The organism is Nocardia sp. PE-7 (genome assembly GCF_030486425.1).
Lineage (GTDB): Bacteria > Actinomycetota > Actinomycetes > Mycobacteriales > Mycobacteriaceae > Nocardia > Nocardia salmonicida_A.
This window is the reverse complement of sequence record NZ_CP129614.1, coordinates 657,281-671,811: the sequence shown is the minus strand read 5'-3', so window position 1 is coordinate 671,811 and position 14,531 is coordinate 657,281. Positions and strand designations below refer to the sequence as shown.

Below are 14,531 nucleotides of genomic sequence, written 5' to 3'. Positions count from 1 at the left end.
CGGCGCGGTGACAGCCACCAATTCCGGTGCCATCGAAGTGTGTGGCTATCGGCGGCGACGTTTACCCAGCAGGGTGAACGTGTGATGCCGCCGACGACGGGCGCGGACGCGACAACGGCGATGCCGGTACGGAGCAGCGCGGGGGTGTTGCCTTCGTCGGAGTCGGAGTCGGAGTCGGAGTCGGAGTCGGAGTCGGTGGCCTGTGCGTCGATCTGAGCCATCGCACCGAACACCGCCACCGCTGAGGTCGCGCCGGAGTACCGAGCTCAGCGCAGGCCGACTCCGACTCCACCTCGATCGGCTATCCCTGTGCGGTTGACGTCGGGTACGGCGTGCAGATACCGGGCGGGACGCCGTTGCACTTCGTGGAGGAGCCGGAGGCTATCTCGACGATGTCGAGGAGAATCCCGTCGATGATCGCGCTCGATCCCGAAGCCGGTTCCGCGATCAGCCCCACCTTCGCCTGCTGGGCATAAGGCTGCGGTGCCGGGCCCGCGTCGGCCGTGCCCATGCCGGTGGCCGCTGCCATGATCGCGGTGAAAATACCCGCGCCGGCCAGTACTCGCTTCATCGTGTCTCCTCGCCGTGCGGCCCTGGATGGCCGCACAGTCGATGACGCTAGGCGACCTGATCACGGTGCGGCAGCCGGGAATTCCGGTGGCACCGGAACCGGGTCAGGCGGACAGGGCGACCGCGCCGAAGGTTTCCGGATCGCCCTGCAGGACAACGCGGAAGGCGACGTCGCGGCGCGTCCAGTAGGCGGCGCAGTCGCGCATGGCGCTGTCGAACCAGGCGCGTTCGGTGGGGTCGTCGGCGAGCAGGTCGTCGGCGGTGCGCACCATCACCACGTAGCCGGGGGCGTCGCCGACGAAATCGTCCAGGTCGCGCAGGCATTCGTCGAAGGCGTCCTTGTTGGCGCCGAAGTAGTACGGGAACTGGAAGGCCGCGGCGAATTCGTCGAACAGTTCGGCCACGGTGCGCATCTTGGCGCCGCGGAGTTCGCGGACGCGGTAGTCGGCGGGGGCGTCGTAGCGGACGCCGCTGAACTGGTTGGCATCCACCGGCAACGCGCCGAGCACCGGCGCCGTGGCGGCGGCCGGTGCCTCGGCGCTGGGACGAGCGAGGAACTGCGACAGCGTCATTCGCGGAGTCATCAGCGCATCCTTGTGAAGGTTTCGTAGTGGTCGCCGGTGTACCAGGCGGAGCCGTCGCTGCCGGTGACGATGCGTTCGGCGTCACGACCACGGTTGGGCTGCTTGGGATTCACATCCCACTCCTGGTATTTCACCGCTTTGCCCGCCGAATCCTTGGGCGGCAGTCTGGTTCCTCGGTTCATGAACTGCTCGCCGCCCTTGGTGCCCTGCGCGTTCGCCGAGCCGGGCCAGCGACCCGCATCGATTTCGATCAGGGTGACGTAGGCGCGGTCGGGCACACCGGCGGTCTTGGTGACCGGCGAGGCCGACGCATTCCCGCTGGGCGGACCAGGTTTCGGTGCGGCGACCGTCGTGGTGATCCCGGCGACCGCCTTCGTGCTGGTCGTGGTGGTGCTGTCCGTACCGCGACCGCCGAACAGCGTGAGACCGATGGCCGCCAGCACGAGGACGAGTCCGCCGAGCAGGCTGAGAGTCTTGCGTGAGAGTTTCATCGGTACTGGACAGTAACCGGCGCGTGGTCGGACCAGCGCTGGTCGTAGGCATCCGCGCGTTCGACGACGGCCTGCTTGGCGCGACCGGTCAGCTCGCCCAGTGCCAGCTGGTAATCGATGCGCCACCCGGAATCGTTGTCGAATGCGCGGCCACGGTAGGACCACCAGCTGTAGGGGCCCGCGACGTCGGGGTGCAGGGCGCGGACCACGTCGACGTAGCCCGCGGCGAGCAGTTCGGCGATCCAGGCCCGTTCCTCGGGCAGGAAGCCCGCCGACTTCTGGTTGCCCTTCCAGTTCTTCAGGTCGACCTCGGCGGGGGCGATATTCCAGTCGCCGCTCACCACGAACTCGCCGGTGCGCGCCTTCAGGTACGCGCCGAGCTCGGCCATGAACCGGTACTTCTCGTCCTGCTTGGGAGTGTTCTCCTCCCCCGAGTGCACGTAGACGCTCGCCGCGGTGACGTCGTCGAAATCGGCCTCGATATAGCGGCCCGACGCCGCGAACTCGGTGCTGCCGAACCCGACGCGCACGGCATCGGGTGCGCGCCGCGACAGAATCCCCACCCCGGCCCGGCCCTTGGATTCGGGCTCGGCGTGGGAGAGCACCCAGCCCGCGTCGAGGGCGGGAGCCAACGCCGCGGCGGTCTGCGCGTCGGTCGCTCTGGTCTCCTGTAGGCAGACGATGTCGGCTTCGGTCGCCGCCAACCAGGCCAACATGCCCTTGGTCGATGCGGCACGGACCCCGTTAACGTTCACAGTCGAGAGGATTATCGGCACCCGACGACCGTACAATGCAGGCAGGGATGCTCCCCCGGACACTGTCGTCCAGGAAGGGGTGATGACGATGACGTCACGCACCGCCAAGTCCACCGCCCGCCCCGCGCCCGTCGCGGCGCTGCATATCGGGTCCGGCGACCCGGTGCTGTTGTTGCACGGGTTCTTGCTCTCGCCACATTGCTGGGAGCAGGTCGCACAGCGAATGTCGGCCCATTGCGAGGTGTACGCGCCCGCGTTCGCCGGGCACTGGGGTGGCCCGAAGGTCGAGGGCTGGGCAATGGATGTGTACGCCCTGGCCGATCAGATCGAAGACCAGCTCGACGAGCTGGGCTGGCGCACCTGTCACATCGCGGGCAATTCGCTCGGCGGCTGGGTGGGACTCGAGCTGGCTCGACGCGGCAGGGCACGCACGCTCACCACGATCGCCGCGGCGGGAGGTTGGGCGTCGCCGTCGCTGAGCCAGGTCAGGGTCGGCATCAAGTTCGCGTCGATGATTCCCTTCATCGAGATCGGCAAGCGCCTGGGCGGGGTGGCGATCAACAATCCGCTCGTGCAGCAGGTGGCCGCCATGCTGGTCACCAAGCACACCGGCGCCGTCGCCCGCCGCGACCTCGCGACCACGCTCACCGCGGTCCTGCACTGCGACGCGATGATCCCGCTGATCCTCGGCAGCCTGCGGGCGCCGGGCATGGACGACCTGGGTGAGCTGACTACCCCGGTGCGGATGCTGCTCGCCGAATACGACCGGATCATTCCCAACAGCGTGTACGCCACCCGCTACCTGCGCGAACTCCCGGAGTCCGCGGATCGGATCCTGGTGCACGGGGTGGGGCATGTGCCGATGCTGGAGGCACCCGACCGGATCGCCACGCTGATCGCCGAGCACATCTACGCCAGCCGCGGACACCTGCGCGCGGTATGACGAGATCCCGGCCGCGACGACACTGTTCGCGGCCGGGCCCGGTTCACTTCCCGAGTAGACCCTTGGCGATGTGGGTCACCTGGATCTCGTTGCTGCCCGCGTAGATCATCAGCGACTTCGCGTCGCGAGCCAGCTGCTCGACCCGGTATTCGCTCATATAGCCGTTGCCGCCGAACAACTGCACCGCCTCCATGGCCACCTCGGTCGCGGCCTCGGAGCAATACAGCTTCATCGCCGAGGCCTCGGCCAGGCTCGGCGGCTTACCCGCGCGACCACGCTCGAGCACGTTGAACACCATGTTCCGCACATTGATTCGCGCAACCTCCATCTTGGCCAGCTTGAGCTGGATCAGCTGGAAGCGCCCGATCTCCTGGCCCCACAGTGTGCGTTCGCGCGCGTAATTCACACAGAGCCGGTGACATTCGTCGATCACGCCGAGCGCCATGAATCCGACGCCGATCCGCTCGGCGGTGAAACTCGCTCTGGCGCTTTCTCTTCCGTCGCCGCCCTTGTGTTCTTCGGTCTCGCCGAGCAGGCGATCCTTGCCGAGCCGGACATTGTCGAAGAACAACTCGCCGGTCGGCGAGGAGTGCAGGCCCATCTTCTTGAACGGTTTGCCCTGGGTGAGGCCCTCCATGCCCTTGTCGAGCACGAAGGTGAGCACCTTGCGGTCGCGTTTGTCGACGCCGTCGCGCTCGTCGAGCTTGGCGTAGACGATTATCACGTCGGCGCACGGGCCGTTGGTGATGAAGGTCTTCTGACCGTTGAGGATGTAGTCCTCACCGTCGCGTTCGACGCGAGTCTTCATGCCGCCGAACGCATCCGAGCCGGAATCGGGTTCGGTGATGGCCCAGGAGGCCACCTTGCGCAGGGTGACGATGTCGGCCAGCCAGCGCTGCTTCTGGGCCAGGGTGCCCCGCGACATGATGGTGGTGGCGCCGAGCCCGATGCTCACCCCCAGCGCCGACACCAAACCCATACACACGCCAGACAATTCACTGATCAGCACGGCCATCATCGACTGTTGATCACCGAACGGACTGCCCGGCTTCTTGTCGCCCTCGCGCGGACCCGCCGCTTCCCTGGCGAGCATCTTCGCGACGGCGTCCTCGCCCATCGCATCGATCCCGAACTGACTGAACAGCGTGCGCAGGATCGGATACGGCAGCATCTCACCGCTGTCGAGGGCGTCGAGATTCGGCCGGACCTCCTTGTCGATGAACGCCCGCACGGCGTCGCGGATCATCAGATCGGTCTCGGACCATTCGAACACTCTCGTCTCCTGACGCTCGCTCCGCCCAAAAACATACACGCGTGCTTGTTTTTGCGCGGCGGTTTCGGTGACCCCGGTCACCATCGCGGTGCGTAACAGCGGCGTAACGAATCAGAAAATTCATGTCTACATCCATGCACCACCGTCTGTGAGTCGCCGATTTCGGGCGGCAGCGGATGAAGGAGAGAGGGAAATGGCCGGAGCAGATACTGCCGCCAAAGAAACACTCGAGGACTACACGCTGCGTTTCGCCCCGCGGAGCTACCGCAAATGGAGCCCCGCGGTCGTCGGCATCTCCGCGCTCGGCGGCATCGCCTATCTGGCCGATTTCGCGATCGGCGCGAATATCGGCATCGCCCACGGCACCGGAAACGCCCTGATCGGCATCGGTATCTTCGCCGTGGTCGTGATGCTCACCGGATTTCCGCTCGCCTATTACGCGGCGCGCTACAACATCGATCTCGACCTGATCACGCGCGGCAGCGGATTCGGCTACTACGGATCCGTGATCACCAATATCGTGTTCGCGTCGTTCACTTTCATCTTCTTCGCGCTCGAAGGTTCGATCATGGCCCAGGGCCTGTTATTGGGCCTCGGAATTCCCCTGTGGCTGGGCTATCTGGCCTCCACGATCATCATCTTCCCGCTGGTCATCTACGGGATGAACACCCTGGCCAAACTCCAGGTGTGGACCACTCCCCTGTGGCTGCTGCTGATGGTGGCGCCGTTCGGCTTCCTGCTGGTGCGCCACCCCGACTCGGTGGGTTCGTTCTTCGCCTACGGCGGGGAGAACGGCGAGGGCGTGAGCGTTTCGGGCGCGCTGCTGGCCGCCGGCGTGTGCCTGTCGCTGATCGCCCAGATCGCCGAGCAGATCGACTACCTGCGTTTCATGCCGCCGCGCACGCCGGAGAACCGGGCCAAGTGGTGGGGCTGGATGCTGCTCGCCGGTCCCGGCTGGGTGCTGTTCGGTGCGGCCAAGCAGGTCGTCGGCCTGTTCCTCGCGGTGTACCTGATCGCGAATCTGCCTGCCGCCCAAGGCATCGCCAACCAGCCGGTGCACCAGTTCCTGGAGATCTACAAGGACATGGTGCCGGGGTGGCTGGCCATGACGCTGGCGGTGGTGCTGGTGGTGATCAGCCAGGTCAAGATCAACGTGACCAACGCCTACTCGGGCTCGCTGGCCTGGACCAACTCCTACACCCGTGTCACCAAGACCTACCCGGGTCGGCTGGTGTTCCTGGTGGTCAACCTCGCTGTCGCGCTGGTGCTGATGGAAGCGAACATGTTCGACTTCCTCAACAACATCCTCGGCTTCTACGCCAACTGCGGCATCGCCTGGATCGTCACCGTGGCCACCGACATCGCGGTGAACAAGTACCTGCTGAAGATCTCGCCGAAGGTGCCGGAGTTCCGGCGCGGCATGCTCTACGACTTCAACCCGGTGGGTCTGGTCGGTTTCGGGCTGTCTGCGGTGCTGTCGATCATGACCTTCTTCGGCCTGTTCGGTGACCTGCTCAAGCCGTACTCGCCGCTGGTCGCGGTGCTGGTCGCCTTCCTCGCGACCCCGCTCACCGCGATCGCCACCAAGGGCAAGTACTACCTGCGACGCGCCGACGACGGCATCGAGGCGCCGATGTTCGACGAACACGGCAACCCCTCGGGCGACCTGCTCACCTGCCATGTCACCGGCATGGACTTCGAGCGACCGGACATGATCGCCTCGGCGGTGCCGGGTCCCGAAGGCGAGATCCAGTACATCAGCTCGCTGGCGCTGTCCACCGACAAGGACGGCAAGCACCTGCTGCCCCGGCAGTGATGTTGGAGCGCTGGCGCGCTCGAGTTCGCGCCCCCGGCGGTCCCGTCGATCAGGCACCGTTGCTTGCTCCTTCGTCGCCTACGCAACGGCGCCTGATCGACGGGACGGGCGCGAACCGCCGACTGCGTCGGCGGCCCCTCCTCGGGGTCGGGGCGTGCGGGACCGGTGTCAGATCAGTTTGCGGACCAGTGGCAGGGGCAGGGTACGCAGCGCGAAACCCATCGGTACCCACGGCCAGGCGGGCACGTAGGCATTGGCGCGGCGCTTCTCGATCGCGGCGATCATGGAGCGGACGCCGGTTTCGGTGTCCACCATGTACTTCGGCTGATGCTTGACCCGGTCGTTCATCTCCGAGCGGATGTAACCGGGGTAGATCACCGAGACGTCGACGCCCGGAATCGCTTCCGCGCGAACGCCTTCGGCGAGCGCCGCGACGCCCGCTTTGGTGGCCGCGTAGGTGGTGAGCGTCTTGGGCATGCCGCGCAGGGCCGAGATCGAGGAGATCATCACCAGATGGCCGCGGCCCTGCGCGCGGAAGATCTGCAGCGCCGCCTCGCTTTGCGCCAGGGCGGCAACGAAGTTCACCATCGCGGTCTGGCGGTTGGCCTTGTGGTACCCGGTGCCGAGCGGTGCGCCCTTACCGAGGCCGGCGTTGACGATCACCCGATCGATGGTGCCGAATTCCTCGGCGAACTCGTCGAAAACGGTGAACACCGCGGCGTCGTCGGTGACGTCGAGTTGCTTCACCGAGACGACGCGGTCGGAGTGTTCGGCGAGGATCTGGGTGCGCAGTTCGTCGAGGCGCTCGGTCCGGCGAGCGCACAGGCCGAGGTCATAGCCGAGCGCGGCGAACTGGCGGGCCATCTCGGCGCCGAGCCCGGAGCTGGCGCCGGTGATCAGGATGGTGCCCCGGCTCACGACAGTGCCGGGGTTCGTCGGGGAGTGATTCGCGATTCCATGTCCCCACGCTAGCCACCGCGCGGCGTGGTCGTCGAGGATCGGCGACTACGTCCCGGCCGATGCGCCACGGCACCGCGGTGCCGCGCTGCTTCGATCAGGCGAGGGCGGCGCGGTCCCGCGGTGCGGGCGGCGGAGTTCAGCGGGCCGCGACCAGCCTGGCGGCGTTCGCGGCGGCGTCGTCGCCCGCTTCGTTGGCGGCGAGTTCGGCGTGGACCCGGTCGTAGTAGCGGTTGATCTCGGCGTTGGTGGTCTCCTCGTTCCAGCCGAGCAACGGCGCGATCAGGCGGGCGACCTCCGGTGCGGCGGCGAGACCGCGATCGGGGACCTCGATGGAGATCCGGGTACGACGGGTGAGGATGTCGTCGAGGTGCAGGGCGCCCTCGTGGGTGACGGCGTAGACGATCTCGGCGGCGATGTAGTCCGATGCCCCCGGAATCGGGTGGCGCAGGGCGGGATCGGCGGCGATGAGGCCGAAGATGTCGGTGCTCAGCGAGCCGTAACGGCCGAGCAGGTGTTCGACCACGTCGACGGGCAGTCGCTGGGACACCGACAGGTCGGTCACCTCGGCGAGCATGTCGAAGTAGCCCGCCGCGCCGACGATGGGCAGCTGCGCGGTCGACGAGGCGGGGATATCCCCACCCAGGCGCGCGACGGCCGCGTCGACGACATCGGCGGCCATCACCCGGTAGGTCGTGTACTTCCCGCCCGCGATCACGAACAGACCCGGCGCGGGCTCGGCGACGGCGTGTTCGCGCGAGAGTTTGGCGGTCTCCTTCGTGGCGCCGGTCATCAACGGGCGAAGGCCCGCGTAGGTGCCGACGATGTCGGCCCTGGTCAACGGCTCGCGCAGCAGCGCGTTGACGTGGTCGAGGATGTATTGCACGTCGGCGGCGGTGGCCGTCGGGTGGTTCTTGTCCAGGGCCCATTCGGTATCGGTGGTGCCGATGATCCAGTGTTCGGCCCACGGAATCACGAACAGGACCGACTTCTCGGTGCGCATGATCATGCCGGTGTGCAGGTCGAGCCGGTCGCGCGGCACCAGGATGTGCACGCCCTTCGACATCTGGACATGGAACGGGAAGTCCACGCCGGTCATCTTGATCATGTCGTCGGTCCACACGCCGGTCGCGCTGATCACGGTGCGGGCCCGAATCGTGTGCGTCAGGCCGGTTTCCAGGTCTTCCACGCGCGCACCCACGACCTTGTCGCCGTCGCGTTCCAGCCCGATCACCCTGGTCCGGGTCAGCACCGTGGCGCCGTGTTCGGCGGCGGTCCTGGCGATCATCATCGTGTGGCGGGCGTCGTCGACCTGCGCGTCGTAGTAGCGGATGGCGCCGGTCATCGCGTTCTCCCGCAGCGCGGGCGCGAGTTCCAGTGCGCCGGAACGGGTCAGGTGCTTGTGCATCGGGACGGTGCGCGCGCCACCGAGGGTGTCGTACAGCGCGATTCCGGCCCCGATGTAAGCGCGCTCCCACACGCGGTGCTGGAGCGGAAACAGGAACGGCACCGGATGCACCAGGTGCGGCGCGAGCGTATTCAGCAGCAGACCACGCTCTTTGAGCGCCTCGCGCACCAGCGCGAAGTCCATCTGCTCCAGGTAGCGAAGGCCGCCGTGGATGAGCTTGGACGACCGGCTCGAGGTGCCCGCGGCGAAATCACGTGCCTCGACCAGGGTGACCGACAGGCCGCGCGATGCGGCGTCGAGCGCGGCGCCGGCGCCGGTCACGCCACCGCCGATGACCAGGACATCGACCTCGGCGGTGTCGAGCGTGCCGACAGCCTTCTCGCGGTAGGTGGGGTCCAGTTGCACAGACACGATGATCTCCTTCTCGAAAGTATTGTGGTGAATCAGATTTCGGCCCAGTCGAGGGTGCGCTCGACGGCTTTGAGCCAGCGGCGGTAGCCGTGTCCGCGTTGCTCGTCGGACCAACTCGGGTACCAGCGGATGTCTTCGGACCAGTTGTCGAGCAGTTCGTCGGTGCCGCTCCAGAAACCCACGGCCAGTCCCGCGGCGTAGGCGGCGCCGAGCGCGGTGGTCTCGGCGACGACCGGTCGCGAGACCGGGACGCCGAGTAGATCGGCCTGGATCTGCATGGCCAGCTGGTTCACGGTGACGCCGCCGTCCACCCGCAGCGTCGCCAGTTGAACGCCCGCGTCGCGCTGCATGGCCTCCACCACGTCGCGGGTCTGATAGGCGATGGATTCCAGGGTGGCCCTGGCCAAGTGGGCGTTGTTGCTGTAGCGCGACAGCCCGACGACCGCGCCGCGGGCATCGGGTCGCCAGTACGGCGCGAACAGACCGGAGAAGGCGGGCACGAAGTACACGCCGCCGGAATCGGTCACCTGACCGGCGAGGTCCTCGATCTGCGCGGCACCGGCGATGATGCCCATCTGGTCGCGCAGCCACTGCACCGCGGAGCCGGTGACCGCGATCGAACCCTCCAGCGCGTACGCGGGCTTGTCGTCGCCGAACTGATAGGCGACGGTGGTGATCAGACCGTGGTTCGAGCGCACGATCTCCGTGCCGGTATTGAGCATCAGGAAATTGCCTGTGCCATAGGTGTTCTTGGCCTCGCCGGGCCGGAAGCACACCTGTCCCACACCCGCGGCCTGCTGGTCGCCGAGCACGCCCGCGATGGGCACCGATCCTTTGAACGGGCCGTCGGGTTTCGTGGTCCCGAACAGTTCCGGGTTCGCCGACGGCGCGATGGTCGGCAGCATGGCGCGCGGGATGCCGAAGATCGCGAGGAGTTCGTCGTCCCAGTCGAGGGTTTCGAGATCCATCAGCATGGTTCGCGAGGCGTTGGTGGGGTCGGTGACGTGCACGCCGCCGGTGAGATTCCAGATCAGCCAGCTGTCGAGGGTGCCGAACAGGGCGTCACCGCGCTCGGCATCGGCGCGCACGCCGGCGACATTGTCCAGGATCCACTTCAGCTTGCCACCGGAGAAATACGGTGCGGGCGGCAGTCCGGTCTTCTGGCGGATGAGCGCGCTGTGCCCGGCGGCGTCGAGGTCGGCGATGATGCGGTCGGTGCGGGTGTCCTGCCAGACGATGGCGTTGCCATAGGGACGGCCGGTGCGGCGGTTCCACACGACCGTGGTCTCGCGCTGGTTGGTGACGCCGATGGCGGCGAGGTCGTCGGCCGTGAGATCGGCGAGCGAGAGCGCGGTCTTGACGACGGTGCGGGTGCGTTCCCAGATCTCGTCCGGATTGTGTTCGACCCAGCCCGGCTGCGGCATGATCTGGGAGTGTTCGAGCTGATGGCGGGCCACAACGGTGCCTTTGTGGTCGAAAACCATGAATCGCGTCGACGTGGTGCCCTGGTCGATCGCGCCCACATACCGGTTCATTTGTCGTCCTTCCCGGATCTCGCCGTCGAGCTCCGCCGATCGGGCACCTCGGCCCGAAACCCACGCTAGGAACGCGCGGACGCGGACACCACACGCACCGTTCGACAATGCTGAACGGTGGTAGGTTCGGGGCCATGCCCGGGCCGATCCAGTCGATCGAACGCGCCGCCGCCGTGCTGCGTCTGCTCGCGCGCGGATCGGGACCGCTGGGCGTCGGCGAGATCGCGACCGCGCTCGACCTGGCCAAACCCACCGCGCACGGCATCCTGCGGACCCTGCTCGGGGTCGGGTTCGTCGGCCAGGACGCACTCACCGGCAAGTACCTACTCGGTCCCGCGATCGGCGAACTCGGGACCGATCGGCTCGATGTGAACGAGTTACGTTCGCGAGCGATCCACCGGGCCGACGCCCTCGCCTCCCGTTCCGGGGAATCGGTGCGCATCGGGGTGGCGCGGGAAACCGGGATCACGGTCATCCACCATGTCTTCCGGCCCGACAACAGCGTGCAGGCCTTGGCGGTGGGCGAAATACTCCCCGCTCACGCGACCGCGCTCGGCAAGGTACTGCTGGCCTACGACGCCGCGGCGGAAGCCGTTGCCCTCCAAGGGTTCACCCAGCGGACCATCACCGAACGCGACCGCCTCGACCGTGCGATCGCCGAGGTTCGACGACGGGGTTGGGCGGACGAAGTCGAGGAGCACCGCTCGGGCGAAGCGGGCATCGCCGCGCCCATTCGAGCCAGAGGTGGGCTGGTCGTCGCGGCTATCGGCATCACCGGGCCGACGGATCGGCTGTGCGACAACCGCTTACAGGTGCATCCCGCCGCGATCGAGCAGGTTCGCGCCGCCGCTCTCGCCGTGCACCGCGACCTGACGGCAGCGCAATGAGCTGGGCCGGTATCCCCGCCGCCGTGGCATCGGCCGACAACGAGAGCAGACGACGATGACCCAACGTTTCGTGCTCGCCATCGATCAGGGCACCACCTCGAGCCGGTGCATCGTCTTCGATCAGCACGCCCGGCTGGCCGGCATGGCGCAGCGGACCCACCGCCAGCACTACCCCAGGTCGGGATGGGTGGAGCAGGACGCGCTCGAGATCTGGCGGACGGTCGAGCGGATCGTGCCCGCGGCGCTGCGCGATGCCGGGATCACCGTGGACCAGGTGGCCGCGATCGGCATCGCCAATCAGCGCGAGACCACCGTGGTGTGGGATCGGCGCACGGGGCTGCCGGTGCGGCTGGCCATCGTCTGGCAGGACGTGCGCACCGAAGAGCTGGTCGATCGGATGAAGGAACTGCCGGGGGCCCAGCGCATTCCCGAGTTGAGCGGGCTGCCCCTGGCCACCTACTTCGCCGCACCACGCCTGCGCTGGCTGCTCGACAATGTCGACGGCCTTCGCGCCAGAGCCGAACGCGGCGACGTCCTGTTCGGCACCATGGAATCCTGGCTCATCTGGAACCTGACCGGCGGCGCCGAGCACGTCACCGACGTGACCAACGCGGGTCGCACCCTGCTGATGAACCTCGCCACCCGCCAGTGGGACGCGGAACTGTTGCGGTTCTTCGACATTCCGCCCGCCATGCTCCCCCGCATCGAACCCTCGACCGGCGATTTCGGCACTGCTTCGACAGTCGTGCCGGGCGTGCGGATCGGCGCCGCCCTCGGCGACCAGCACGCGGCCCTCTTCGGCCAAACGTGCTTCGCCCCGGGGGAAACCGAATGCACCTACGGCACCGGCGGTTTCCTCATGATGAACACCGGCGCCGAACTGATCCGCTCCGAACACGGCCTGCTCACCACCATCGGCTACCAGGTCGGCCCCGAGCCGGTCTACGCGCTGGAAGGCCCGATCGCGGTGACCGGGTCCCTGGTGCAATGGCTGCGCGACATCGTCGGCCTGATCGCCACCGCCCCGGAAATCGAAACTCTCGCCAACACCGTCGACGACAACGGCGGCTGCTACCTCGTCCCCGCCTTCTCCGGCCTCTACGCCCCCCATTGGCGCAGCGACGCTCGCGGCTTGCTCATCGGCCTGACCTCCTATGTCACCAAAGGCCACCTGGCCCGCGCGGTCCTCGAGGCCACCGCCTGGCAGACCCGCGACGTGGTCGAAGCCATGAACGCCGACGCCGGTCTCCAAGCGAAATCCCTACGAGTGGCAGGCGGCATGGCGTCCAACAACCTGCTGATGCAGGTCATCGCCGATGTCCTCGACACTCCGGTCATGCGCCCGCTGGTCACCGAGACGGTCTCTCTCGGCGCCGCCTACGCGGCGGGGCTGGCCGTGGGCTACTGGCCCGATCTGCAAGGTCTGCGCCGCAATTGGAAGGTCGCCGCCCAGTGGACCCCTGCCCCGGACCGCCGCATCCGCGACGACGAATACGAACGCTGGCAACGAGCCGTCCAACTCAGCGTCGGCTGGGCCAAGCCCGCCGGGGGCCGGCGACGCGGGGACCTCGATCGCTAGGACGCGTCGCGTACGGAGCGGCGCTGGAGGAAGACGGTCAGCGTGAACAGCAGCACACCGGCTACGGCGAGGATGGCACCGACCATCGCCGGGGCGGTGTAGCCGAGGCCCGCGGCGATCACGAGACCGCCGAGCCAGGCACCCGCGGCGTTGGCCATGTTCAAGGCGGCGTGGTTGAGGGCGGCGGCGAGAGTCTGGGCGTCGGCCGCCACGTCCATCAGGCGGGTTTGCAGGCCGGGTGCCAAGGCCGCGCCGGAGGCGCCGACGAGGAAGGCGCCGATCGAGGCGGTGATCGGGTTGTGGGCGGCCAGGACGAAGCCGGCCAGGATCACCACCATCGCGATCATGGCGACGAAGATCGACCGGTCGACGCCGCGGTCGGCGAGGATGCCGCCGCCGATATTGCCCACGATCATGCCGAGGCCGAACAGCGCGAGCACGATCGGCACCGCGCCGATAGGCATCCCCGCGACATCGGTCATGGTGGTGGCGATGTAGGTGTAGACGGCGAACATGCCGCCGAAGCCGATCGCGCCGACGGCCAGGGTGAGCAGCACCTGCGGGCGACGCAGCGCACCGAGCTCGGTCATCGGGTTGGTGATCTTCATGCTGGTCAGCGCGGGAACATAGCGCCACAGGGCAGCGACTGTCGCCACCCCGATCACGGCGACGACCACATAGGCGTCACGCCAGCCCAGGTGCTGGCCGAGCCAGGTCGCGCCGGGCACACCGATCACATTCGCCACACTGAGCCCGAGCATCACCGCGGCGACCGCCTTGGCTCGCTGTCCGACGGGCGCGAGCGTGGCCGCCGCCAGCGAGGCGACACCGAAGTACGCGCCGTGCGGCAGACCGGACACGAACCGGGCGAGCACGAGCGTGCCGAAGGTCGGCGCGAGCACCGTCCCGATATTGCCGACGGTGAACGCGACCATCAACGCGATGAGCAATTTCTTGCGCGCCACCCGGGCGCACAACGCGGCGATCAGCGGCGCACCGACCACCACACCCAGCGCGTACGCCGACACCGCGTGCCCGGCCGACGGCTCGGAGATATCGAAAGCCCGCGCGATATCGGGCAGCAACCCCATGGTCACGAACTCGGTGGTGCCGATCCCGAATCCACCCAGCGCCAGCGCGAGCATCGCCGGGACATGCCAGCTGGTGCGTGGCACATCGAGGCGATCGGGAGCTGCGATGGAAGAAGTCACGCTTCCATGCAACGGCCACGGGTACCCGTTCGCTACCCGAGCAGAGCGTGAGTTACCCCACCCCACAGAAAACGCCCGCACCGGATTCGGTGCGGGCGCCTTCACAGCCGT

At 67.6% G+C, this 14,531-nt stretch carries 13 protein-coding genes; 4 read left to right on the top strand and 9 right to left on the bottom strand.

The genetic code is table 11. From position 1 onward, the window contains the following. Window positions 1-301: 301 nt before the first annotated feature. The 4 genes from QX204_RS03045 to QX204_RS03030 all read right to left on the bottom strand — a co-directional run bounded on the left by QX204_RS03045 (window position 302) and on the right by QX204_RS03030 (window position 2,421). On the bottom strand, window positions 302-571 hold the full coding sequence (locus tag QX204_RS03045; protein ID WP_301905072.1) for a hypothetical protein: 270 nt from the start codon (window positions 569-571) through the stop codon (window positions 302-304). A 103-nt stretch (window positions 572-674) separates the two neighbouring features. After that, window positions 675-1,154, bottom strand: coding sequence for a barstar family protein (locus QX204_RS03040; protein WP_301905071.1), 480 nt, complete (start codon window positions 1,152-1,154; stop codon window positions 675-677). Next, window positions 1,154-1,645, bottom strand: coding sequence for a guanyl-specific ribonuclease (locus tag QX204_RS03035; RefSeq protein WP_301905070.1), 492 nt, complete (start codon window positions 1,643-1,645; stop codon window positions 1,154-1,156). Before QX204_RS03035 ends, QX204_RS03040 begins: the two co-directional genes overlap by 1 nt. Next, window positions 1,642-2,421 (bottom strand): exodeoxyribonuclease III, encoded by a 780-nt coding sequence (locus tag QX204_RS03030; protein WP_082844060.1) that lies wholly within the window; start codon window positions 2,419-2,421, stop codon window positions 1,642-1,644. The genes QX204_RS03035 and QX204_RS03030 overlap by 4 nt, the downstream gene beginning before the upstream one ends. Before the next feature lie 67 nt (window positions 2,422-2,488). On the opposite strand from QX204_RS03030, the gene QX204_RS03025 reads away from it, so the two are divergent. Further along, window positions 2,489-3,343, top strand: coding sequence for an epoxide hydrolase EphH (locus QX204_RS03025; protein WP_301905069.1), 855 nt, complete (start codon window positions 2,489-2,491; stop codon window positions 3,341-3,343). Between the two features lie 43 nt (window positions 3,344-3,386). Here QX204_RS03025 and QX204_RS03020 read toward each other — a convergent pair whose 3' ends face one another. Beyond that, the gene (locus tag QX204_RS03020) at window positions 3,387-4,616 is read right to left on the bottom strand and encodes an acyl-CoA dehydrogenase family protein (RefSeq protein WP_301905068.1); all 1,230 of its coding nucleotides are present in this window, start codon (window positions 4,614-4,616) and stop codon (window positions 3,387-3,389) included. A 193-nt stretch (window positions 4,617-4,809) separates the two neighbouring features. On the opposite strand from QX204_RS03020, the gene QX204_RS03015 reads away from it, so the two are divergent. Further along, entirely contained in the window at window positions 4,810-6,432 is a 1,623-nt protein-coding gene (locus QX204_RS03015; RefSeq protein WP_301905067.1) for a purine-cytosine permease family protein, read from the top strand. A gap of 168 nt (window positions 6,433-6,600) precedes the next feature. On the opposite strand, the gene QX204_RS03010 is transcribed toward QX204_RS03015, so the two are convergent. The 3 genes from QX204_RS03010 to glpK (QX204_RS03000) form a co-directional block, all read right to left on the bottom strand. Continuing rightward, a complete protein-coding gene (locus QX204_RS03010) occupies window positions 6,601-7,350 on the bottom strand; it encodes an SDR family oxidoreductase (protein WP_301905066.1) in 750 nt (249 codons plus the stop codon). Window positions 7,351-7,528: 178 nt separating this feature from the next. Then, entirely contained in the window at window positions 7,529-9,208 is a 1,680-nt protein-coding gene (glpD, locus tag QX204_RS03005; RefSeq protein WP_301905065.1) for a glycerol-3-phosphate dehydrogenase, read from the bottom strand. 32 nt (window positions 9,209-9,240) lie between these two features. Next, window positions 9,241-10,743: a glycerol kinase GlpK gene (glpK, locus tag QX204_RS03000; RefSeq protein ID WP_301905064.1), complete on the bottom strand. Its 1,503-nt coding sequence runs from the start codon at window positions 10,741-10,743 to the stop codon at window positions 9,241-9,243. Between the two features lie 134 nt (window positions 10,744-10,877). Here glpK (QX204_RS03000) and QX204_RS02995 point away from each other — a divergent pair, with 134 nt between their 5' ends. Beyond that, window positions 10,878-11,630: an IclR family transcriptional regulator gene (locus tag QX204_RS02995; protein ID WP_301905063.1), complete on the top strand. Its 753-nt coding sequence runs from the start codon at window positions 10,878-10,880 to the stop codon at window positions 11,628-11,630. 55 nt (window positions 11,631-11,685) lie between these two features. Further along, window positions 11,686-13,209 carry a glycerol kinase GlpK gene (gene glpK / locus QX204_RS02990; RefSeq protein WP_301905062.1) on the top strand — a complete coding sequence of 508 codons (1,524 nt, stop codon included), beginning with the start codon at window positions 11,686-11,688 and terminating at the stop codon, window positions 13,207-13,209. On the opposite strand, the gene QX204_RS02985 is transcribed toward glpK (QX204_RS02990), so the two are convergent. Then, window positions 13,206-14,408 carry an MFS transporter gene (locus QX204_RS02985; RefSeq protein WP_301907892.1) on the bottom strand — a complete coding sequence of 401 codons (1,203 nt, stop codon included), beginning with the start codon at window positions 14,406-14,408 and terminating at the stop codon, window positions 13,206-13,208. The genes glpK (QX204_RS02990) and QX204_RS02985 overlap by 4 nt on opposite strands. Window positions 14,409-14,531: the final 123 nt, after the last annotated feature.

Bases quoted from the DNA above. Each gene is read 5' to 3' on its own strand.
- QX204_RS03045 (WP_301905072.1), bottom strand. From the start codon at position 571: ATGAAGCGAGTACTGGCCGGCGCGGGTATTTTCACCGCGATCATGGCA.
- QX204_RS03040 (WP_301905071.1), bottom strand. From the start codon at position 1,154: ATGACTCCGCGAATGACGCTGTCGCAGTTCCTCGCTCGTCCCAGCGCC.
- QX204_RS03035 (WP_301905070.1), bottom strand. From the start codon at position 1,645: ATGAAACTCTCACGCAAGACTCTCAGCCTGCTCGGCGGACTCGTCCTC.
- QX204_RS03025 (WP_301905069.1), top strand. From the start codon at position 2,489: ATGACGTCACGCACCGCCAAGTCCACCGCCCGCCCCGCGCCCGTCGCG.
- QX204_RS03015 (WP_301905067.1), top strand. From the start codon at position 4,810: ATGGCCGGAGCAGATACTGCCGCCAAAGAAACACTCGAGGACTACACG.
- glpK (WP_301905064.1), bottom strand. From the start codon at position 10,743: ATGAACCGGTATGTGGGCGCGATCGACCAGGGCACCACGTCGACGCGA.
- QX204_RS02995 (WP_301905063.1), top strand. From the start codon at position 10,878: ATGCCCGGGCCGATCCAGTCGATCGAACGCGCCGCCGCCGTGCTGCGT.
- glpK (WP_301905062.1), top strand. From the start codon at position 11,686: ATGACCCAACGTTTCGTGCTCGCCATCGATCAGGGCACCACCTCGAGC.